This window comes from Streptomyces sp. NPDC093586, from assembly GCF_044764905.1.
Taxonomy (GTDB): Bacteria; Actinomycetota; Actinomycetes; order Streptomycetales; family Streptomycetaceae; genus Streptomyces.
On the sequence record NZ_JBIWJA010000011.1, the window covers coordinates 112369 to 134267 of the forward strand.

The following is a 21899-nucleotide window of genomic DNA, read 5'->3' on the forward strand; positions in this document are numbered from 1 at the left end:
GGGCGAGCGCGACGTGAAGATCACCCCGGAGCCGCCGGAGGAAAGCCCGACCCGAGGGACGGGCGAGTAGAACCGGCCTCGCTGCCCCAATGAGGGGGCTCACCGGCGCACACGACGCGCCGGGGGGCCAAGGAGGGTGGTACCGCGGGAGCGCGCCGCACACAGCGGCGTACGTAGCCTCTACGGCTCTCGTCCCTCCGACGGAAGGCAGTACGTCCGCCGGAGGAAGCTCGTTGAATACGCAGCCGCAGTACCGTCAGGTGCCCGCCCAGGTCGACCTGCCCGCGCTCGAACACGCGGTGCTCGACTTCTGGCGCGAGCAGAAGATCTTCGCCAAGAGCCTGGAGCAGTCCGAGGGCCGCCCCGAATGGGTGTTCTACGAGGGCCCGCCCACCGCCAACGGCATGCCGGGCGCCCACCACATCGAGGCGCGTGTCTTCAAGGACGTCTTCCCCCGCTTCCGCACCATGCGCGGCTACCACGTCGCCCGCAAGGCCGGCTGGGACTGCCACGGCCTCCCGGTCGAGCTCGCGGTGGAGAAGGAGCTCGGCTTCAACGGCAAGAAGGACATCGAGGCGTACGGCATCGCCGAGTTCAACGCCAAGTGCCGCGAGTCCGTGACCCGGCACACCGACGCCTTCACCGAGCTGACGACCCGCATGGGCTACTGGGTCGACCTCGACGACGCCTACCGGACCATGGACCCGGAGTACGTGGAGTCGGTCTGGTGGTCGCTGAAGGAGATCTTCAACAAGGGACTGCTGGTCCAGGACCACCGCGTCGCCCCCTGGTGCCCGCGCTGCGGCACCGGCCTGTCCGACCACGAGCTGGCCCAGGGCTACGAGACGGTCGTCGACCCCTCGGTCTACGTCCGCTTCCCGCTGACCTCCGGCCCCCTGGCCGGCGAGGCGGCGCTCCTGATCTGGACGACCACCCCCTGGACCCTCGTCTCCAACACCGCGGTCGCCGCGCACCCCGACGTGACCTACGTCGTCGCGACGAACGGTGAGGAGAAGCTGGTCGTCGCCGAGCAGCTGGTGGCCAAGGCCCTCGGCGAGGGCTGGGAGACCACCGGCCAGTCCTTCACCGGCGCCGAGATGGAGCGCTGGAACTACCAGCGCCCCTTCGAGCTGGTCGAGTTCCCCGAACCCGCGCACTACGTGGTGAACGCCGAGTACGTCACCACCGAGGACGGCACCGGTCTGGTCCACCAGTCCCCCGCCTTCGGTGAGGACGACCTCAAGGTCTGCCGCTCCTACGGCCTGCCCGTCGTCAACCCGGTCCGCCCCGACGGCACCTTCGCCGAGGACGTCCCGCTGGTCGGCGGCGTCTTCTTCAAGAAGGCCGACGAGAAGCTCACCGCGGACCTGGACAGCCGGGGCCTGCTGTTCAAGCACATCCCGTACGAGCACAGCTACCCGCACTGCTGGCGCTGCCACACCGCGCTGCTCTACTACGCGCAGCCGTCCTGGTACATCCGCACCACGGCGATCAAGGACCGTCTCCTGGCGGAGAACGAGAAGACCAACTGGTTCCCGGACTCGGTCAAGCACGGCCGGTACGGCGACTGGCTGAACAACAACATCGACTGGGCGCTCTCCCGCAACCGCTACTGGGGCACCCCGCTGCCCATCTGGCGCTGCGAGGACGACCACCTCACCGTCGTCGGCTCCCGCGCCGAGCTGTCGGAACTGACCGGCACCGACCAGTCCGCGCTCGACCCGCACCGCCCGTACATCGACGAGGTCACCTTCGCCTGCCCGCAGAACGGGTGCGGCAGGACCGCCACCCGCGTGCCGGAGGTCATCGACGCCTGGTACGACTCGGGTTCGATGCCGTTCGCGCAGTGGGGCTACCCGTACAAGAACAAGGAACTCTTCGAGTCCCGCTACCCGGCCCAGTTCATCAGCGAGGCCATCGACCAGACCCGCGGCTGGTTCTACACGCTGATGGCGATCGGCACCCTGGTCTTCGACAAGTCCTCGTACGAGAACGTCGTGTGCCTCGGCCACATCCTCGCCGAGGACGGCCGCAAGATGTCCAAGCACCTGGGCAACATCCTCCAGCCGATCCCGCTGATGGACCAGCACGGCGCCGACGCCGTGCGCTGGTTCATGGCGGCCGGCGGCTCCCCCTGGGCGGCCCGCCGCGTCGGCCACGGCACCATCCAGGAGGTCGTCCGCAAGACGCTCCTCACCTACTGGAACACGGTCGCCTTCCAGGCCCTGTACGCCCGCACCACCGGCTGGGCGCCGAGCGAGGCCGACCCGGCTCCCGCCGAGCGCCCGGTGCTGGACCGCTGGCTGCTGTCCGAACTGCACGCCCTCACCGACCAGGTGACCCAGGCGCTGGAGAGCTACGACACCCAGCGCGCCGGCAAGCTGCTGTCCGCGTTCGTCGACGACCTGTCCAACTGGTACGTCCGCCGCTCGCGCCGCCGCTTCTGGCAGGGCGACAAGGCCGCGCTGCGCACGCTGCACGAGGTCGTCGAGACGGTCACCAAGCTCATGGCCCCGCTGACCCCGTTCATCACCGAGCGGGTCTGGCAGGATCTGATCGTTCCGGTCACCCCCGGCGCCCCGGAGTCGGTCCACCTGGCCGCCTGGCCGGAGGCCGACCTCACCGCGATCGACCCGGAACTGTCGCAGCAGATGGTGCTGGTGCGCCGCCTGGTCGAGCTGGGCCGGGCCACGCGCGCGGAGTCGGGCGTCAAGACCCGTCAGCCGCTGCGCCGCGCGCTGATCGCCGCGACGGGCTTCGACGCGCTCTCCCCCGAACTGCACACGCAGATCACGGAGGAGCTGAACGTCGAGTCCCTCGCGTCGCTGAGCGAGGTCGGCGGCTCCCTGGTCGACACGACGGCGAAGGCCAACTTCCGCGCGCTGGGCAAGCGGTTCGGCAAGCGCGTCCAGGACGTCGCCAAGGCCGTCGCGGCCGCGGACGCCGCCGCCCTCTCCCTCGCCCTGCGCGAGGGCACGGCGTCGGTGGAGGTCGAGGGAGAGACGATCACCCTCGCTCCCGACGAGGTGATCATCACCGAGACGCCGCGCGAGGGCTGGTCGGTCGCCTCGGACTCGGGTGCGACGGTCGCCCTCGACCTGGAGATCACGGAGGAGCTGCGCCGGGCGGGCCTCGCCCGTGACGCGATCCGCCTGATCCAGGAGGCCCGCAAGAACAGCGGCCTCGACGTCGCCGACCGCATCGCCCTGCGCTGGACGGCCACGGACCCGGCGACCATCGCCGCCCTGACCGAGCACGCCGCGCTGATCGCCGACGAGGTCCTCGCGACGGACTTCACCCAGGGCGAGGCGGACGACACGTACGGTGCTCCGTTCACGGACGAGGGACTGTCCTTGGTGTTCCGCCTGCGTAAGCAGTAGCCGCCTGGACGCACCTGGGCCCGGCCTCCCTCACGCGAGGGGCGCCGGGCCCGGTGCTGTCCGTCGGTGCGGACCGACGGGTGACTTCGCTCGCCGGCGTTCGCCGGGTGCCTCCCCCGGAGGAGGTACCCCCAGCGCCCGCCCTCCCCCACGCTCGACTTCGCTCGCGCGGGGGACCCCATCGCCCCTGGGGGCACCTCCCGGGCCGTTCAGGCACTGGGGGCACGATCGCCCGCAGCTACGGAGGCGCGCAAAAGGGCGGGCCCCGGGTCAGAAACCCGGGGCCCGCCCTGAACGCTGCCGAAGGCTACGCCGTACTACGGATCAGTTGTCGTCCTCGTCGATCAGGAACCCCCGCATCGGCGAAGGCGCCTGCCCCATCGGCGACGGACCCTGCGGCCGCACCGGCGCCATCGGCTGGGTCATCGCCGGCGACATCTGCTGCTGCCCGCCGTAGGACGGACCGGACTGGCTCGGCCCGCCGCCCATCGACTGGTTGCCGCCGTAGGACGGGGCACTCGCGCCGGCCGGAGCCATCGAGGGCGCCGGGGACGGCGGCAGCGAGGCCGTCGCGGGCGTACGCGGCGGGGCGAGCGAGTCGTCCGCCTGGGTCTCCAGCTGACGCAGCTGCGACTCCAGGTAGGACTTCAGTCGCGTCCGGTACTCGCGCTCGAAGCCGCGCAGGTCCTCGACCTTGCGCTCCAGCGTGGCGCGAGCGGACTCCAGGGAGCCCATCGCGACGCGGTGCTTCTCCTGCGCGTCCCGCTCCAGGGCGTCGGCCTTGGCACGGGCGTCCCGCTCCAGACCCTCGGCACGCGAACGCGCCTCGCCGACGATCTTGTTGGCCTCGGAGCGCGCCTCGGCGATCGCCTGGTCGGCGGTCTGCTGGGCGAGCGAGAGGACACGGGCGGCGCTGTCGCCGCCGGGGCCGCCCTGACCGGGCAGGCCGGGGCCACCGGGGCCCTGCGGACCGCCCATGGGGCCGCCCATCGGACCGGGACCCATCTGGCCCTGCATCGGACCCGGGCCCTGGCCCATCGGCCCCGGACCCTGGCCCATCGGGCCGGGCCCCTGCGGGCCACCCTGACCGCCGGGACCGGCGGGCAGCTGCGGGGCACCGCTCGGCAGCTGGGGCGGACCACCCATGGGGCCACCCATCTGCTGCTGCGGCGGGCCCGATATGCCGGCGGGCACCGGAGCGCCGGGACCTCGCATGCCCTGCTGCGGCATGCCGCCCTGCTGTTGCGGGTGCTGCTGCTGATGCTGCTGATGCTGCTGCTGGTCCTGGGGCGGTTCCGGGGGCTTGCGCATGTTCTGCTGGTTCTGCGCAGCCGCGCGCGTCGCCGCGGCCAGTTTGGCGCGCAGGTCCTCGTTCTCGCGGAGCAGCCGGGTCAGTTCGGCTTCGACCTCGTCGAGGAAGGCATCGACCTCGTCCTCGTCATAGCCTTCTCGGAGGCGGACGGTCGTGAACTGCTTGTTCCGCACGTCCTCGGGGGTCAACGGCATCTCTTCACCTCAACGTAGTCGTCGGCATTCGGCAAGCCCGTATCTCTCTCATCGCTCACAGCCGGCTCACGATCGAGATCAGGATGTAGACGATGATCATCAGTACGAAGAAGGACAGGTCGAGCGCCACGCCCCCGAGACGCAGCGGCGGAATGAACCGCCGCAGAAGCTTCAACGGTGGATCGGTGACAGTGTAGGTGGCCTCCAGAACGACCACCATCGCCTTGCCGGGTTGCCACGAGCGGGCGAACTGGAAGACGTAGTCCATGACCAACCGGAAGATGAGCACGATGAGGAAGCACATCAGCGCGATGTAGACCACATCCAGGACCACGCTCATGACCTGTGCTTCCCTCTCCCCTGAACCATCTCTCGGACCCGTCCTCGGGTCCGTGCTCTTGCTCTAACCGGTCGTGCGTCTCAGCTCTGGTTGAAGAACCCGCCCTCTGCGATGCGGGCCTTGTCCTCCGCCGTGACATCGACGTTAGCAGGAGACAGCAGGAACACCTTCTGCGTCACCCGCTCGATACTGCCGTGAAGACCAAACACCAAACCGGCAGCAAAGTCGACAAGTCGCTTCGCATCTGTGTCATCCATCTCAGTGAGATTCATGATCACCGGCGTGCCCTCACGGAAGTGTTCCCCGATGGTACGGGCCTCGTTGTAGGTCCGGGGGTGAAGCGTGGTGATCCGGTAGGGCTCTCGTTCGGACACGACCTTGGGCATGATGACCGGTGCGCTCTTTTCCAGGCTTGCGCGTTCTTGTGTGATGGATGCCACGGGCGCGATGCGCGCCGGGCGGCCGGATTCCGCCGCGAGCGAAGCGGAACGGGCCACCGGCTCACGCTGCGCGGGCGGTTGGACGATTCGTACCTCTTCGTCCCTTTGGGGCTGGTGTGAACCGTGCGACTGGTGTGCCGGTTCGTGCCGCCGGTGATCCCGCTCGGGCTCCGGGTCCAGTTCGGGTTCGAAGTCGTCGTCGGGGTCGAACCCCCGGCCGTCGTACCCATCGTCCTCCACGAGGCCGAGGTAGACCGCCATCTTGCGCATCGCGCCGGCCATGCTCTGAGTCCTCCGCTCTGTGGTGGATCGGCTGACGACTGCCAAATGCCCGCGATCCACTAGGTCGTTGCCTCCGCCTTTCGGCGGTAATGACCATATTTTCTGCTGTGGTCCGACTTCTTGGCGACGTTACCCGAGCCTGGGGCGGACTCCGAGTACCGCGGTGCCGACGCGTACATGTGTCGCTCCGGCGGCCACGGCCTGCTCGAGGTCCGCGCTCATCCCTGCGGAAACCATGTTCGCAGCCGGATGGGCTCGGCGCAGGCGGGTCGACAAATCCATGAGGTGCTCGAACGCCGCCTGTTGGCGTCCGGCGTACTCACCGGTGAGCGGCGCCACGGTCATCAGCCCGTCGAGCCGCAGTCCGTCCGACCCGGCGACCAGGTCGGCCAACTCTTCGATTCCCGCGGGCGCGACGCCACCGCGCTCGCCGCGTGCGCTCTCCCCCGCGTCGAGCGCGACCTGGAGGAGCACCCCCACCTCGCGGCCGGCCCGCACCGCTTCCCTCGACAGGGCGGTGACGAGCTTGGCCCGGTCGACGGACTGCACGACATCCGCGTAACCGACCACGGAACGCACCTTGTTGGTCTGCAGCTGACCGACGAAATGCCACGAAAGCGGCAGATCCGAACAGGCGGCGGCCTTGGGGGCCGCGTCCTGGTCGCGGTTCTCGGCGACATGGCGCACACCGAGTTCCGAGAGAATGCGCACATCGTCGGCCGGGTAGGTCTTGGTGACCACGATCAGGGTCACCTCCTCACGGCGGCGGCCCGCGGCCTCGCACGCGGCGGCGATGCGCTCTTCCACTTTCGCCAGATTCCCGGCGAGTTCGTTCTTACGGTCCGTCATGCCCATCAGTCCAGCCAGACATAGCCCGCGAGCCGCCCGGTGGTGCGGTCGCGTCGGTACGAGAAGTGGTCCTTCGACTCCCGGGTGCACACCGGCGACTGCGCCAGGTCGCACACCCCGAGCCGCTCGAGCTGCGCGCGCACTCCGGCGCTCACGTCGAGGGCCGGAGTGCCCCAGCTCGTCACGGCGTGCGCCGCCGGTTCGGCGGCGGCGACCTCGGCGCGCATCCCCTCCGGCACCTCGTAGCACCGGCCGCACACGGCGGGTCCGGTGCGGGCGACGATACGGGCGGGGTCGGCGCCGAGTCCGGCCATGGCCCGTACGGCGGCGGGGACGACCCCGGCGACCAGGCCGGGCCGGCCCGCGTGGGCCGCGGCGGCGACGCCGGCGACGGGGTCGGCGAGCAGGACGGGTACGCAGTCGGCGGTGAGGACGGCGAGGGCGAGACCGCGCTCGGCGGTGACGACCGCGTCGACCCGCGGGACCGGGCGGTCCCCCCAGGGCGCGTCGACCACGGCGACGTCGGCCCCGTGCACCTGGTTCATCCAGACCACCCGGGCCGGGTCGACGCCCAGCGACTTCGCGGCCAGTTCGCGGTTGGCCGTCACGGCGGCCGGGTCGTCGCCGACCGCGCCGCCGAGGTTGAGCTCCTCGTACGGAACGGCGCTCACCCCGCCCCACCGGTCGGTGAAGCCGAAGTGCGCGCCGTTCACGGTGTCGCGCTGTCCTATCACTTCAGGAAGTCCGGCACGTCCAGTTCCTCGGCCGCGCTGTCCGAGTAGGTCCGCGACGGCGGGACCGGCGGCGGGGCGACCGGCGGCAGGTCACTGACCGGCTCGGGTGCCGGAACCGGCTCTGGCTCCTCCTTCGGCTTGACGCTGCCGAGCGAGCCGAAGGACGGGCGGCTCTCGGGCTGCCGTGCCGGGGCGGGCTCCTCGCGCTTGGCCGAGGCCGAGCCGAGGACGTTGTCCCGCTTGGCCGGCGGCTGGCCTCCGTCGAAGCCGGCCGCGATCACGGTGACCCGCACCTCGTCGCCGAGAGCGTCGTCGATGACCGCGCCGAAGATGATGTTGGCCTCGGGGTGCGCGGCCTCGCTGACCAGCTGGGCGGCCTCGTTGATCTCGAACAGACCGAGGTCGGACCCGCCGGAGATGGAGAGCAGCACACCGCGGGCGCCGTCGATGGACGCCTCGAGGAGCGGCGAGGAGATCGCCATCTCGGCCGCTGCCACCGCGCGGTCGTCGCCGCGGGCCGAGCCGATGCCCATGAGGGCCGAACCGGCCTCGGACATGACCGACTTGACGTCGGCGAAGTCCAGGTTGATCAGACCGGGCGTGGTGATGAGGTCGGTGATGCCCTGCACACCGGACAGCAGTACCTGGTCGGCGGACTTGAAGGCGTCGAGCACGCTGACCTGGCGGTCCGAGATGGACAGCAGCCGGTCGTTGGGGATGACGATGAGGGTGTCGACCTCTTCGCGGAGCTCGGCGATGCCGTCCTCGGCCTGGTTGGCGCGGCGTCGTCCCTCGAAGGTGAACGGGCGCGTGACCACACCGATGGTGAGGGCGCCGAGCGAGCGGGCGATGTTGGCCACGACGGGCGCCCCGCCGGTGCCGGTGCCGCCGCCTTCACCGGCCGTCACGAAGACCATGTCGGCCCCCTTGAGGACCTCCTCGATCTCCTCGCGGTGGTCCTCGGCGGCCTTGCGGCCGACGGCCGGGTTGGCTCCGGCGCCGAGTCCGCGGGTGAGTTCGCGGCCGACGTCCAGCTTGACGTCGGCGTCGCTCATCAACAGAGCTTGCGCGTCGGTGTTGATGGCGATGAACTCGACGCCCTTGAGACCGACCTCGATCATCCGGTTGATGGCATTGACACCACCGCCGCCGACACCGATGACTTTGATGACTGCGAGGTAGTTCTGCGGTGCTGCCACGTCGAAGGCCTCTCGCCTCGAGTTACGTGTCGTCGGATCACCGGAGCACTGATGCCCCGCGACCGACGACTGATGCCGAATGGGACGGTCCGTAGCGCCGACCCGAACCCTAACGCTGAAGTTTAGGGTTACCAGTGTGTCTGTTCCTTGGAGTCTTCTGAACAGGACACTAAGTCGACAAGTGGCGCGCGTTCAACGAACACGCCGAACCTCCCGTTTTTCTTTTCACCCTATGTGATCAGCCGTAGCGCTGCCCAACCAGGGTGCTGGCCTGCACGTATACCCGTCAACTCCCCGATGACGCCGGTGCGGTGGGAACACTGACGTCGAAGTGCCGCGCGTCGGGCGTCGCTTTCATCAGCGCGGTGAGCACCCGGGCCTTGCGCTCGCCCTGCTCACCGCTCCCCCAGGCCACGGTCCGGCCGTCGGCGAGCTCCAGCGAGATGTCGTCGTAGGAACGGACCTTGACCTGGCGGGTCCGCCGCGCGACCGCGTCCGGGACGCTCCCGGCCACCCGTACCGCCTCGCGCACCAGACGGTCCTCGCCGAAGCGGCGCAGGCTCGCCGCGGCCGGACCCGAACGCGCAGGCTCCAATTTCAGCGCGGGCACGCCTTTCGGGGCCTGGGAAACCGTGGCGAATCGGACGCCTTCTTCGTCCACTTCGATGAAGTTTCGGCCTTTTTGCACCACCATAACCGGAGTGCGCTCCGTCACTTTCAACGCGATTCCGTGCGGCCAGGAACGCACCACGTCGACTTCGTCGATACGGGGCAATTTCCGGCTCAGCCGGTCCGCGATCGCCTCGGTGTCGACGGAGGCCAGTGCGTCCCCGACGGGCACGTCGGCGGCCTCGCGGACCTGGGCCGGCGTCAGAACGCGGGTGCCGGAGACCGACACCCGTTCCACACGGAGCCAGTTCGACCCGTACAGCACCCACAGCGTCACACCCCCGGCGAGCACGAGCACGCCGGTCAAGATGATGATCGTACGAAGACGGGGCAGCCTGAACCGCCTCGCGCCGGGCGGGCCGGACGACTCCTGCTGGCGTTCACCGCGTTCGGCGGTGGTCGGTCCGGCCACGCGCACTCCCTTTCCTGGCTCCGTTCACCTCCGGGGCGCCTCGGTCGGTGCCGACAGCCCGACCGTGCTCAACCCTTCGGGCCTCCGCGCGCTCGCCCTGTCGGCACCGACGCGCCCCTTCGGCTCACTCGCCGGTACGTTCCCTAGCGGTGTGCGCGGCCGGCGATCGCCTCGTACACCATGCCGACGAGGAGGTCGTCGGCGTCCCGGCGGCCGAACTCGGCGGCGGCGCGGGACATCTCGTACAGCCGGTGCGGATCGGCGAGCACGGGCAGGACGTTCTGCTGCACCCACTCGGGCGTCAGTTCCGCGTCGTCGACCAGCAGACCGCCACCGGCCTTCACCACCGGCTGGGCGTTGAGCCGCTGTTCGCCGTTGCCGATGGGCAGCGGGACGTAGGCGGCCGGGAGTCCGACGGCGGAGAGTTCGGCGACGGTCATCGCGCCCGCGCGGCAGAGCATCATGTCGGCCGCGGCGTACGCGAGGTCCATCCGGTCCAGGTAACTTACCGGGATGTACGGGGGCATGCCCGGCATCTGGTGCACCTGCGGCAGTTCGTTCTTCGGGCCGACCGCGTGCAGGATCTGGATACCGGCCTGCTGGAGCCAGGGCGCGACCTGCTGCACCACCTCGTTGAGGCGCCGGGCGCCCTGCGAGCCGCCGGTGACCAGCAGCGTCGGCAGGTTGGGGTCGAGCCCGAACGCCGCGCGGGCCTCGGGGCGCGCGGCGGCGCGGTCGAGGGTGGCGATGGAGCGGCGCAGCGGGATGCCGATGTAACGGGCGTTGCGCAGCTTGCTGTCGGGCGTGGAGACGGCGACCTGGGCCGCGTACCGCGAGCCGATCTTGTTGGCCAGGCCGGGACGGGCGTTGGCCTCGTGGATGACGATCGGCACACCGAGCCGCTTGGCCGCGAGGTAGCCGGGCAACGCGACGTAACCGCCGAAGCCCACCACGCAGTCCGCCTTGGTGCGCTCCAGGATCTGCTCGGTCGCCTTGATGGTGCCGCGCAGCCGGCCCGGGACGGTGATCAGCTCGGGCGTGGGCTTGCGCGGCAGCGGAACGGCCGGGATCAGCGCCAGCTCGTAACCGCGCTCGGGCACCAGCCGGGTCTCCAGGCCGCGTTCCGTGCCCAGGGCCGTGATGCCCACGGTCGGATCCTGCCTGCGCAGGGCGTCCGCGAGGGCGAGCGCGGGCTCGATGTGGCCCGCGGTTCCTCCGCCGGCGAGTACGACATGCACCGAAATTCACCGCTCTCCGGACGAGCGCGCCGCCGAGGCACGTCGTCGCATCGTGTTCCGACTCCGGGGGGTCCGCTTGGACCCGGAGCCCCCGGTTCCCCCCGTTCCCCGCTTTCTACCAAAGCGAGGTTGCCGCAGCGCAAGCGCCGCCCGCGCACCGGGCTCGTCGCGTGCGAAGGCGATGAGCAGGCCGATGGCGAACATGGTCGGCAGCAGGGCGGATCCTCCGTAGGAGAACAACGGGAGGGGAACACCGGCGATCGGCAGCAGTCCGAGGACCGCACCGATGTTGATCACGGCCTGCGCCATGATCCAGGTGGTCACGCCTCCCGCGGCATACCTGACGAAGGGGTCCTCCGTGCGTCCGGCCACGCGGATACCCGCATAGCCTAGAGCCGCGAACAGGGCGAGCACCGACAGCGTCCCCGCCAGGCCCAGTTCCTCACCGGTGACGGCGAAGATGAAGTCGGTGTGCGCTTCGGGGAGTTCGCCCCATTTCTCCACACTGGCACCGATCCCGGACCCGAACAGCCCGCCCGAGGCGAGGGCGTAGATGCCGTGCACGGCCTGCCAGCAGGAGTCGCCCGGACCGGGGTCGGTGGCGCCGATGCAGTTCAGCCGGGCCATGCGGTTGGGGCTGGTCTTGATGAGGATCACACCGAGCAGCGCGGCGACCGAGAGCACCCCGGCGAACAGCCGGGTGGGCGCACCCGCCAGCCACAGCAGACCGAAGAGGATCGCCGTGAGGATGATCGCCGTCCCCATGTCGCCGCCGATCATGATCAGCCCGAGCAGCATGAACGCGGCCGGCACCAGCGGGACGAGCATGTGCTTCCACTGGGTCAGCATCTTCTTGTCCTGCTTGCGCGCGAGCAGGTCGGCGCCCCACAGCACCAGGGCGAGCTTGCCGAACTCGCTCGGCTGGATCTGGAAGGAGCCGCCCAGAGAGATCCAGTTCTGGTTGCCGTTGACCGACATCCCTATCCCCGGCACCTGCACGAGGACCATCAGGAAGACGGCCCCGGCGAGAATGGGGTAGGCCAGCGCCCGGTGCAGTTTCACCGGCATCCGCATGGCGGCCACCAGCAGCCCGGTGCCGATCAGGGCGGCCAGGAACTGCTTGCGGAAGAAGTACGAGCCGGGCAGGGAGAGCTGGAGCGCGGTGATCTGGGAGGCCGAGTAGACCATCACCAGACCGAGCACGGTGATCATCAGGCTGCCGCCGAAGATCAGGTAGTACGCGGTCAGCGGCCGGTCCCAGGCGCGGCGCAGGCGGAGGTAGAGGCCGAGGGCCGGGTTCTCGTGCGGCGGCCCCGACGGGGCCGGCCGCTTGACGGCCCGCTGCACGGGCGGGCGTCCGGTGCGGCTACCGGGCATCGCTGCCTCCGCTGTACATCGGCCTGGACCGTCCCACGCGTCCCTCCCGAGATCACCCGGCGCAGGAGTGGCCGGGTCAGGCGCCGAGTCCGCGAACGGCTTCCGCGAACGCGTCACCGCGCTTGTTGTAGTTGGTGAACATGTCCATGGAGGCACAGGCCGGAGCCAGCAGCACCGTGTCGCCGGGCCGCGCGAGCCGCCGCGCCTCCTGGACGGCCTGGAGCATCGCCCCAGTGTCGGTCCGGTCGAGGTCGACCACGGGTACTTCCGGCGCGTGTCGCGCCAGGGCTTCGCGGATCAGGGCGCGGTCGGCGCCGATGAGGACGGCGCCGCGCAGCCGCTTCGCCGCCCCGGCGACCAGTTCGTCGAAGGTGGCGCCTTTCGCCAGTCCGCCCGCGATCCACACGATCGACTCGTACGCCGCCAACGAGGCTTCGGCGGCATGGGTGTTGGTGGCCTTGGAGTCGTCCACGTACGCCACCGAGTCGACGTCGGCGACGTGCGCGATGCGGTGGGCGTCGGGCGTGAAGGCCCGCAGTCCGTCGCGGACGGCGGCGGCGGGGACGCCGTAGGCGCGGGCGAGGGCCGCCGCGGCGAGGGCGTTGGCGATGTTGTGCGGGGCCGGCGGGTTCACGTCGGAGACCTCGGCGAGCTCCTGGGCGTTCTTCTGCCGGTTCTCCACGAAGGCGCGGTCGACCAGGATGCCTTCCACGACGCCGAGTTGGGAGGGGCCGGGGGTGCCCAGGGTGAAGCCGATCGCCCGGCAGCCCTCCTCGACGTCGGCCGCGCGGACGAGGTCCTCGGTGGACGGCTTGTCGGTGGCGTCGGCGTTGTAGACGCAGGCGACGCGATTTCCCTCGTAGATACGGCCCTTGTCGGCGGCGTACGCCTCCATGGAGCCGTGCCAGTCGAGGTGGTCGGGGGCGAGGTTGAGCACCGCGGCCGAGTGGGCGCGCAGGGAGGGCGCCCAGTGGAGCTGGTAGCTGGACAGCTCCACGGCGAGGACGTCGTACTCCTCCTCGCCGGTGACCGCGTCCAGCAGCGAGACGCCGATGTTGCCGACGGCGGCCGTGCGCAGACCGGCCGCCTTCAGGATGGACGCCAGCATCCGGACGGTGGTCGTCTTGCCGTTGGTGCCGGTGACGGCCAGCCAGGGCGCGGCGTCGGGGCCGCGCAGGCGCCAGGCCAGTTCGACGTCGCCCCAGACCGGGACGCCCGCTTCACGTGCCGCCGTGAACAGCGGCTTGTCCGGCTTCCAGCCGGGCGCGGTGACGATCAGCTCGGTGCCTTCGGGGAGCGTGTCCCCGTCACCGAGGCGCACGGTGACGCCGAGCGCCTCGAGTTCGGCCGCCTGCGCCCGCGCGCGCTCGTCGTCGCCGTCGTTGACGACGGTGACGTGCGCGCCGAGGCCGTGCAGGACCTTGGCCGCCGGGACGCCGGAGACGCCCAGTCCGGCGACGGTGACGTGCTTGCCCGTGAAGTCCGAAGGCACCGAGGAGGTCACTTGTCCGCTGCCCATCCCGCGTAGAAGAGGCCGAGTCCGACGATCACGCAGATGCCCTGGATGATCCAGAAGCGGACCACGACAAGGACCTCGGACCAGCCTTTGAGTTCGAAGTGGTGCTGGAGCGGCGCCATCCGGAAGACCCGCTTGCCGGTCATGCGGAAGGAGCCGACCTGGATGACCACCGACATGGTGATCAGGACGAACAGGCCACCGAGGATGGCCATCAGCAGCTCGGTGCGCGAGCAGATCGCGAGACCCGCGAGCACACCGCCGAGCGCGAGCGAACCGGTGTCGCCCATGAAGATCTTGGCCGGCGAGGTGTTCCACCACAGGAAGCCGAGGCAGGAACCCATCAGCGCGGAGGCGACCACGGCCAGGTCGAGCGGGTCGCGCACCTCGTAGCAGGCGCCCGGGTTGGTCAGGGTCAGCGCGTTGGCGCAGGACTCCTGGAACTGCCAGACGCCGATGAAGGTGTAGGCGCCGAAGACCAGGACGGAGGCGCCGGTGGCCAGGCCGTCGAGGCCGTCGGTGAGGTTCACGCCGTTCGACATGGCGAGGATCATGAACAGCGCCCAGACCACGAACAGCACCGGGCCGATGGCCCAGCCGAAGTCGGTGATGAACGACAGCTTGGTGGACGCCGGGGTGTTGCCGCGGTTGTCCGCGAACTGGAGCGCGAGGACCGCGAAGGCGATGCCGACGATGAGCTGGCCGGCCATCTTCGCCTTGGCCCGCAGGCCCAGCGAACGCCGCTTGACGATCTTGATGTAGTCGTCGAGGAAACCGACCAGGCCCATGCCGACCATGAGGCCCAGCACCAGCAGGCCCGAGAAGGTCGGCCCCGCGTCGGCCTCCTCGTCCAGGTAGCCGGTGATCACCTTGGCCAGGAAGTAGGCGATGACCGTCGCCAGGATGAAGGCGATACCACCCATGGTCGGCGTACCGCGCTTGCTGGCGTGCTCGCGCGGGCCGTCGTCGCGGATGTACTGGCCGTAGCCCTTGCGGGCCAGCAGCTTGATCAGCAGCGGGGTGCCGACCAAGGTCAGGAAGAGGCCGATGACTCCCGCGAACAGGATCTGCTTCATCATCGGGCGGCGACCTCACCCTCGGCGCCGGTCTCGAGCAGCGCCGAGGCGACGCTCTCCAGACCCACCGAACGGGACGCCTTCACGAGGACGACGTCCCCCGGGCGCAACTCGCTGCGCAACAGGTCGATCGCCGCCTGTGCGTCGGACACGTGCACCGACTCCTCACCCCACGAACCCTCGTTATATGCGCCCAGTTGCAGCCATCGGGCTTCCCTGCCCCCGACCGCGACGAGCTTGCTGACGTTGAGCCGGACGGCGAGCCGTCCGACCGCGTCGTGCTCGGCGAGCGCCTCGTCCCCGAGCTCGGCCATCTTGCCGAGCACCGCCCACGTGCGACGCCCCTTTCCCATGGCGACCAGCGCACGCAGCGCGGCCTTCATGGACTCGGGGTTCGCGTTGTAGGCGTCGTTGACGACCGTCACGCCGTCCGGGCGCTCGGTGACCTCCATCCGCCAGCGGGAGAGGGAGCCCGCATCGGAGAGCGCGGTGGCGATCTCGTCTGCGGACATGCCCAACTCGTGGGCGACGGCGGCCGCGGCGAGCGCGTTCGACACGTGGTGCTCACCGTACAGGCGCATGGTCACATCACTTGCACCGGAGGGTGTGTGAAGCCTGAAGGAAGGCTGTCCGCTGTCCGTGAGTCGCACGTTCTCGGCGCGAACGTCCGCTTCGTCGGACTCTCCGAAAAGGATCACCTTCGCCTTCGTACGGGAGGACATGGCACGTACGAGGGCGTCGTCCGCGTTGAGGACCGCGACGCCGCCCTCCTCGGCCGGTGGAAGCGCCTCGACGAGTTCGCCCTTGGCCTGGGCGATCTGCTCCCGGCCGCCGAACTCGCCGATGTGGGCGCTGCCGACGTTGAGGACGAGGCCGATCCGCGGCGGGGTGAGTTCGGTCAGGTACCGGATGTGGCCGATGCCGCGGGCGCCCATCTCCAGGACGAGGAACTTCGTCTCCTCGGTGGCGGTGAGGGCGGTCAGCGGCAGCCCGATCTCGTTGTTGAGCGAGCCCGGCGTGAACACCGTCGGCGCCTTGCGCCCAAGGACCTGTGCGATGAGGTCCTTGGTGCTGGTCTTGCCGGCGGATCCGGTGAGTGCGACGAGGGTGGTGCCGAGGCGCCGCACGACGTGGCGGGCCAGGGCGCCGAGGGCGGCCTGGACGTCGTCCACGACGATCGCGGGCACACCGACGGGCCGGGAGCCGAGCACGGCCACCGCACCCGCCTCCACGACGGCCGACGCGAAGTCGTGGCCGTCCACGCGCTCGCCGACGAAGGCGACGAAGAGGCTGCCGGGCACCGCTTCCCGGGAGTCCCGGACCACCGGCCCGGTGACCTCGACGGACGCGTCCGGTATGTCGTGCATCTGCCCGCCGACGACGTCTGCGATCTCGGCGAGGGAGAGGGCGATCACAAGTTCATCCCCTGGGTCTTCAGGATTTTCATCCCTGGGTCTTCCGGATGGCTTCGCGAAGCACCTGGCGGTCGTCGAAGGGGCGGACCACTCCGGCGATGTCCTGGCCCTGCTCGTGGCCCTTGCCCGCCACCAGCACGGTGTCGCCGGGCTCGGCCCGGGCGACGGCGGCGGCGATCGCGGCGGCCCGGTCCTCGAAGACCTGGACCTCGCCGCGCTCGTGCGCGGGCACGGACGCCGCGCCCCGGAGCATGGTGGCGAGGATGGCCAGGGGGTCTTCGGAACGGGGGTTGTCGGAGGTCAGGACGGCCGTGTCGGCGAACCGGGCCACGGCGGCGCCCATCGGCTCCCGCTTGGTGGTGTCCCGGTCGCCGCCGCAGCCGAGCACGGCGTGCAGCTTGCCCTCGGTCACCTTGCGCAGGGCCCGCAGCACGGACTCGACGGCGTCGGTCTTGTGGGCGTAGTCGACCACCGCGAGGTAGGGCTGGCCCTCGTCCACGCGCTCCAGCCGGCCCGGCACCCCCGGCACCGCGCCGATGCCGTCGGCGGCGGTCTGCGGGTCGAGGCCGGCGGCGGCCAGCGCGGCGATCGCGGCGAGGGTGTTGGCCACGTTGAAGGGACCGGCCAGGGGCGACCTGGCGCTGATCCGCTCGTCCTTGGGGCCGACCGCGGTGAACGTCGAGTCCATCGGTCCGACCCGGACGTCCTCGGCGCGCCAGTCGGCGTCGGGGTGGCCCTCGGCGGAGTAGGTGACGACGGGGACCGTGGCCTCGTTCGCGAGCCGGCGGCCGTACTCGTCGTCGGTGTTGACGACCCCGAGCCTGCTGCGCTCCGGCGTGAACAGCTGCGCCTTGGCCTGGAAGTAGTCCTCCATGCCGGAGTGGAACTCCATGTGCTCCGGGCTGAGGTTGGTGAACACCGCGACGTCGAAGACGCAGGCGTCGACCCGGCCGAGCACGAGGGCGTGGCTGGAGACCTCCATGGCGACCGCCTCGGTGCCGCGCTCGCGCATGACCGCGAACAGGGCCTGGAGATCGGTGGCCTCGGGCGTGGTGCGCTCGGACTTGATGCGTTCGTCGCCGATGCGCATCTCGACCGTGCCGATGAGCCCGGTGGTCCGCGCGGTGCGCAGGCCGCCCTCGACGAGGTAGGCGGTGGTGGTCTTGCCGGAGGTGCCGGTGATGCCGATCCGGAGGAGATCGCGGCCGGGGTGGCCGTAGATCGTGGCCGCCAGCTCGCCCATCCGCGCGCGCGGGTCGTCGACGACCAGCGCCGGCAGTCCGGTCGCGGCGACGCGCTCCGCGCCGGCCGGGTCGGTCAGCACGGCGGCGGCGCCGAGACCGGCGGCCTGGGTGACGAAGTCGGCGCCGTGGGCACGGGCTCCGGGGAGGGCGGCGTACAGGTCACCGGGGCGGACGGCGCGGGAGTCATGGGTGATGCCCGTGACCCCGACGGTGCTGTCCGGCGCGACGACACCCAGCTGATCGGCGAGTTCCGCGACGGGTGTGGCGGAGACCTGCACCGGCCGGGGCGGTCCCGGATATGTCACGGGGTGGCCCTTCTGGGTGGATTGGGACTGATCAGCGTGTGGCACGGCGGTGAGCGTACCGGGAGTACCCGCTTCCGGGCGAAGCGAGGGGTGGGGGTCGCTCTGGTTCCCGGGATCCGGGGTGATCGTTGTCACGGATGGTTCCTGGTGGCTCGGTGCTGGCTCGGTGCTGGGTCTGTCGGCGTCTCTCGGCCGGTCAGGGCTTGAAGGCGACCGGGAGGTTGGCTGGGGCGGCCCCGGTCGGCGGGACCTGAAGGGTCTTCAGGGCGAACTCCATGACCTGCTTGTAGATGGGGCCGCAGATCTGGCCGCCGAAGTAGCTGCCCGCGGTGGCGTTCTGGATGGCGCAGTAGACGGTGACGCGGGGCTGGTCGGCGGGGGCGAACCCGGCGAACGACGAGGTGTAGCCGCGGTACTTGCCGGTGGCCGGATCCACCCGGTTGGCCGTGCCCGTCTTGCCCGCCACGCGGTACCCGGGGATGCGCGCCTTGGTGCCGGTGCCTTCCTCGTCGTCGACGACGGACTCCAGCATCTGCGCGAGGGTCTTGGCGGTCTTCTCGCTGATCACACGAGTCTTCTCGGGCTCGGGGGCCGGGGTGAAGCGCCCGTCGTCCCCCTTGGTGCCGCGTACGAGCGTGGGTTCCACACGGACGCCGCCGTTGGCGATCGTCGAGTACACGGAGGCCGCCTGGAGCGCGGTCACGGAGACGCCCTGGCCGAAAGGGATCGTGTACTGCTGCGAGGTCGACCACTGGTCGGGCGGCGCGAGGATGCCTTTGGTCTCACCGGGGAAGCCGAGCCCGCTGTACTCGCCGAGACCGAACTTGCGCAGGTAGGAGTAGAGCACCCGGTTGGCCTCCTGCTGGGTCCTGCCCAGTTCGCCGGTGGCCATGATCGTGCCGATGTTGCTGGACTTGGCGAGCACGCCGTTGAGCGTGAGGTGCCAGGTGGGGTGGTCGATGTCGTCCTTGAAGAGCCGGTCGCCGCGCTTGAGCCGGTTGGGGACGGTGAGGCGGGTCTCCGGCGTGGCGACGTTCTCCTCCAGCACGGCCGCCATCGACAGCACCTTGGCGGTGGACCCGGGCTCGAAGGCGTCCTGGAGGGCTCCGTTGCCGAGCGCGTCGGGGTCGGCGTGGGCCAGGTCGCCCGGGTCGAAGCCGGGCGAGTTGGCCAGGGCCAGGATCTCGCCGGTGCGGGTGTCCTGGACGATGACGTAGCCGCCGTCCGCCTTGGACTTCTCCACCTGCCGGCTGATGGCGTCCTGCGCGGCCCACTGGATGTCGCGGTCGATGGTGAGCTCGACGTCACTGCCGGGCACGGCGCGCGTCTCGCTGGCGTCGGCGGTGGGCACCTGGCGTCCGCCGGACTGCACGTAGCGGATCTCGCCGTCCTTGCCGGCCAGCGTCTTGTCGAGCTGCCGCTCGAGGCCGCCGCCGCCCTTGCCGTCGGCGCCGACCCAGCCCAGGATGCCGGCGGCGAGGTCGCCGCCCGGGTACACGCGTTTGCTGCTCGGGTCGGCGAGGACACCCGCGAGGACGTTGACGGCGGACTTGTCCGTCTCGGCCTTCTTGCCGAGCGCGGTCTTCAGGTCCTTGATCTGGTTCCAGACCTGCGGGGTCTGCCGCTGGGCGAGCCGGACGTACCGCAGTTTCCTGTTCTCGGGACGGAGCCGGTCGACGAGTTCCCGCTGGTCCATGCCGAGGATCGGCGCGAGGAGCGCCGCCGCCTGTTCGGGGCCGTCGCCGATCTTCAGCGCCTCGCGGGTGAACATCGTGGGGTCGGCCGTGATGTCGTACGCGTCCACGGTGGCCGCGAGGGCGACGCCGTTGCGGTCGGTGATGCCGCCGCGGTCGGCGGTCAGGGTGTGGACGACGTAGCGGTTCTGCTCGGCCTTGGCGGTGTAGGTGCCGGCGTCGACGGCCTGCACCTGGAGCAGCCGTACGACGAAGGCGGCCAGGACGAGGGTCAGCGCGAGGGCGACCATGCGCAGCCGGGGCCGGGGGCTGCCCAGCCGGATGGTGCGGGGCGCGCCCGGCCGCCGGGGCGGGGCGGGCCGCCGGGACGGGCGGGCGCCCGGTCCGGGCTGCCGTCGGCCGCCGGGGCGGTCGGGCCTCGCGGGTCCGGGCACACGGCGGCGCGGCGGTTGCCTGTCGGACACTTCCGTCACCTGCCGGGGGTCGGGGTCGGGGTGGCTGGGGCGGACAGCCCGATCAGTGCTTCCGGGGCGAGGACGAGCGGAGCGGCGGCGGTCGCCGCCGCCGGACGGGGCGAGCCCTTGACGGTGCCGTCGGGGGCGAGGAAGGCGGGGTCTCCGCCGGGCACCATGCCGAGTTCGCGGGCACGGTACTGGAGGGCCTGCGGAGCGGAGTAGGCGTCGATGTCCCGCTGCAGCGCCTGCTCCTCGTCGGTGAGGCTCTTCGTCTCCTGCTCGAGGTCGTCCAGCTGGAACGAACCCTCGCTCAGGGCGGAGTTCAGGACCAGGAGCCCGATGAGTCCGCCGCCCAGCAGGAGGACGACGAGGAGGACGAAGGGCGCCCGGGCGGCCCGGGCACGTCCGCTGCCGGGCGGGAGGAGCCGGGCGAGCCGGGCGGCCCTCCCCCTCAGCTGGGGTTTCCCGCTCACTCGCCCTCCCCTCGACCCGGCTGGCACACCCGGGCCCGCCTGGTCTGCCTCACTCGTTTCACCCGATGGACTCCCTGATCCGCTCGGCTCCCCGCAGCCGTGCCGGTGCCGCCCGCCGGTTCTCGGTGATCTCCTCCTCGGTGGGAAGTTCGGCACCGCGCGTGAGCAGCTTGAGGCGGGGCGCGTAGCGTTCGGGCACCACCGGCAGTCCGGGCGGCGCGGTGTTGGCGGCGCCGGCCGCGAACACCTGCTTGACCAGCCGGTCCTCCAGGGAGTGGTACGACAGCACGGCGATCCGTCCGCCCACGGCGAGCGCCTCGACGGCGGCCGGGATCGCCCGTTCCAGGACGGACAGCTCACCGTTGACCTCGATGCGCAGGGCCTGGAAGGTGCGCTTGGCCGGGTTGCCGCCGGTGCGCTTGGCGGCCTGCGGCAGGGCGGCGCGGATCAGCTCCACCAGCCGGGCGCTGTTGCTGAACGGCTCCTTCTCGCGCTCCCGCACGATCGCGGAGACGATCCGCTTGGCCTGCTTCTCCTCGCCGTAGGCCCGCAGGATGCGGACGAGTTCGCCCGGGGGGTAGGTGTTGAGGACCTCGGCGGCGCTCATGCCGGTCGTCTGGTCCATGCGCATGTCGAGCGGGGCGTCCTGGGCGTAGGCGAAGCCCCGGTCGGCCTCGTCGAGCTGCATGGAGGAGACACCGAGGTCGAACAGCACGCCCTGGACGCGGGGGACGCCGAGCCGGTCGAGGACGTCGGGCAGCTCGTCGTAGACGGCGTGGACCAGGGTGGCGCGTTCCCCGTACGGGGCGAGCCGTTCGCCGGACAGGCGCAGGGCTTCCTTGTCCCGGTCGAGGGCGACGAGACGGGCCTCGGGGAAGCGGTCGAGCAGTGCCTGGCTGTGTCCGCCGAGCCCGAGCGTGCAGTCCACCACCACGGCTCCCGGCTCCTGGAGGGCGGGTGCCAGCAGGTCCAGGCACCGCTGGAGCATCACCGGGACGTGTCGACTCTGGCTCAAGTGGGACGGCCTCTCGGGTCCGGCACGGCGTCACGCACCGCTGGGTCCCCTCCCGCTCGCTCGTGAAGGGGAGGCCTGCCGGCGCCAAAAGCGTCAGCCGGCCGGGAGCGGGAGGAGGCCGAGCCGTACGTACGCGCCGCGCACGTGGGGAGATCTGGTGGGACATCGCCCAGGTCTCCGGGGTGTTCAGTCCAGCAGGGAGAGCTTGGCCTCCCGCTTCGCGTCACTTTAGTCCACCCTGTCGCCCGGTCAATCAACCGGCCTGCGCGTCGCGGACACC

At 70.8% G+C, this 21899-nt stretch carries 17 protein-coding genes; 1 reads left to right on the forward strand and 16 read right to left on the reverse strand.

Going from position 1 to position 21899, the window contains the following annotated elements:
- Positions 1 to 233 precede the first annotated feature (233 nt).
- Positions 234 to 3380 carry an isoleucine--tRNA ligase gene (gene ileS / locus ACIRFH_RS14625; RefSeq protein WP_403520346.1) on the forward strand — a complete coding sequence of 1049 codons (3147 nt, stop codon included), beginning with the start codon at positions 234 to 236 and terminating at the stop codon, positions 3378 to 3380.
- Between the two features lie 324 nt (positions 3381 to 3704).
- On the opposite strand, the gene divIVA is transcribed toward ileS, so the two are convergent.
- From divIVA to rsmH, 16 genes are all read right to left on the reverse strand, one after another.
- Positions 3705 to 4886: an apical growth/hyphal branching protein DivIVA gene (divIVA, locus tag ACIRFH_RS14630; protein WP_403520348.1), complete on the reverse strand. Its 1182-nt coding sequence runs from the start codon at positions 4884 to 4886 to the stop codon at positions 3705 to 3707.
- Positions 4887 to 4941: 55 nt separating this feature from the next.
- The gene (locus tag ACIRFH_RS14635) at positions 4942 to 5226 is read right to left on the reverse strand and encodes a YggT family protein (protein WP_007448661.1); all 285 of its coding nucleotides are present in this window, start codon (positions 5224 to 5226) and stop codon (positions 4942 to 4944) included.
- Between the two features lie 80 nt (positions 5227 to 5306).
- The gene (locus ACIRFH_RS14640; protein WP_403520350.1) at positions 5307 to 5948 is read right to left on the reverse strand and encodes a cell division protein SepF; all 642 of its coding nucleotides are present in this window, start codon (positions 5946 to 5948) and stop codon (positions 5307 to 5309) included.
- A gap of 129 nt (positions 5949 to 6077) precedes the next feature.
- Positions 6078 to 6797 carry a YggS family pyridoxal phosphate-dependent enzyme gene (locus ACIRFH_RS14645; RefSeq protein WP_403520352.1) on the reverse strand — a complete coding sequence of 240 codons (720 nt, stop codon included), beginning with the start codon at positions 6795 to 6797 and terminating at the stop codon, positions 6078 to 6080.
- Between the two features lie 5 nt (positions 6798 to 6802).
- Positions 6803 to 7531 carry a peptidoglycan editing factor PgeF gene (gene pgeF, locus ACIRFH_RS14650; RefSeq protein ID WP_403520354.1) on the reverse strand — a complete coding sequence of 243 codons (729 nt, stop codon included), beginning with the start codon at positions 7529 to 7531 and terminating at the stop codon, positions 6803 to 6805.
- Positions 7528 to 8730 carry a cell division protein FtsZ gene (gene ftsZ / locus ACIRFH_RS14655; RefSeq protein WP_403520356.1) on the reverse strand — a complete coding sequence of 401 codons (1203 nt, stop codon included), beginning with the start codon at positions 8728 to 8730 and terminating at the stop codon, positions 7528 to 7530. Before ftsZ ends, pgeF begins: the two co-directional genes overlap by 4 nt.
- A gap of 286 nt (positions 8731 to 9016) precedes the next feature.
- Positions 9017 to 9811, reverse strand: coding sequence for a cell division protein FtsQ (gene ftsQ, locus ACIRFH_RS14660; RefSeq protein WP_403520358.1), 795 nt, complete (start codon positions 9809 to 9811; stop codon positions 9017 to 9019).
- A 143-nt stretch (positions 9812 to 9954) separates the two neighbouring features.
- Entirely contained in the window at positions 9955 to 11049 is a 1095-nt protein-coding gene (gene murG, locus ACIRFH_RS14665; protein ID WP_403520360.1) for an undecaprenyldiphospho-muramoylpentapeptide beta-N-acetylglucosaminyltransferase, read from the reverse strand.
- A gap of 6 nt (positions 11050 to 11055) precedes the next feature.
- Positions 11056 to 12426: a putative lipid II flippase FtsW gene (ftsW, locus tag ACIRFH_RS14670; protein ID WP_403520362.1), complete on the reverse strand. Its 1371-nt coding sequence runs from the start codon at positions 12424 to 12426 to the stop codon at positions 11056 to 11058.
- Between the two features lie 76 nt (positions 12427 to 12502).
- Positions 12503 to 13918: a UDP-N-acetylmuramoyl-L-alanine--D-glutamate ligase gene (gene murD, locus ACIRFH_RS14675; RefSeq protein ID WP_403520481.1), complete on the reverse strand. Its 1416-nt coding sequence runs from the start codon at positions 13916 to 13918 to the stop codon at positions 12503 to 12505.
- An 8-nt stretch (positions 13919 to 13926) separates the two neighbouring features.
- Positions 13927 to 15018, reverse strand: coding sequence for a phospho-N-acetylmuramoyl-pentapeptide-transferase (gene mraY, locus ACIRFH_RS14680; protein ID WP_403520483.1), 1092 nt, complete (start codon positions 15016 to 15018; stop codon positions 13927 to 13929).
- On the reverse strand, positions 15018 to 16433 hold the full coding sequence (gene murF, locus ACIRFH_RS14685) for a UDP-N-acetylmuramoyl-tripeptide--D-alanyl-D-alanine ligase (protein ID WP_403520364.1): 1416 nt from the start codon (positions 16431 to 16433) through the stop codon (positions 15018 to 15020). Before murF ends, mraY begins: the two co-directional genes overlap by 1 nt.
- Before the next feature lie 28 nt (positions 16434 to 16461).
- Positions 16462 to 17982 carry a UDP-N-acetylmuramoyl-L-alanyl-D-glutamate--2,6-diaminopimelate ligase gene (locus ACIRFH_RS14690; RefSeq protein WP_403520366.1) on the reverse strand — a complete coding sequence of 507 codons (1521 nt, stop codon included), beginning with the start codon at positions 17980 to 17982 and terminating at the stop codon, positions 16462 to 16464.
- Positions 17983 to 18178: 196 nt separating this feature from the next.
- Positions 18179 to 20149, reverse strand: a complete 1971-nt coding sequence (locus tag ACIRFH_RS14695) for a peptidoglycan D,D-transpeptidase FtsI family protein (RefSeq protein WP_403520368.1) — start codon at positions 20147 to 20149, stop codon at positions 18179 to 18181.
- The gene (locus tag ACIRFH_RS14700) at positions 20146 to 20604 is read right to left on the reverse strand and encodes a hypothetical protein (protein WP_403520370.1); all 459 of its coding nucleotides are present in this window, start codon (positions 20602 to 20604) and stop codon (positions 20146 to 20148) included. The genes ACIRFH_RS14695 and ACIRFH_RS14700 overlap by 4 nt, the downstream gene beginning before the upstream one ends.
- A 58-nt stretch (positions 20605 to 20662) precedes the next feature.
- Entirely contained in the window at positions 20663 to 21619 is a 957-nt protein-coding gene (rsmH, locus tag ACIRFH_RS14705) for a 16S rRNA (cytosine(1402)-N(4))-methyltransferase RsmH (protein WP_403520372.1), read from the reverse strand.
- Between the last annotated feature and the right edge of the window lie 280 nt (positions 21620 to 21899).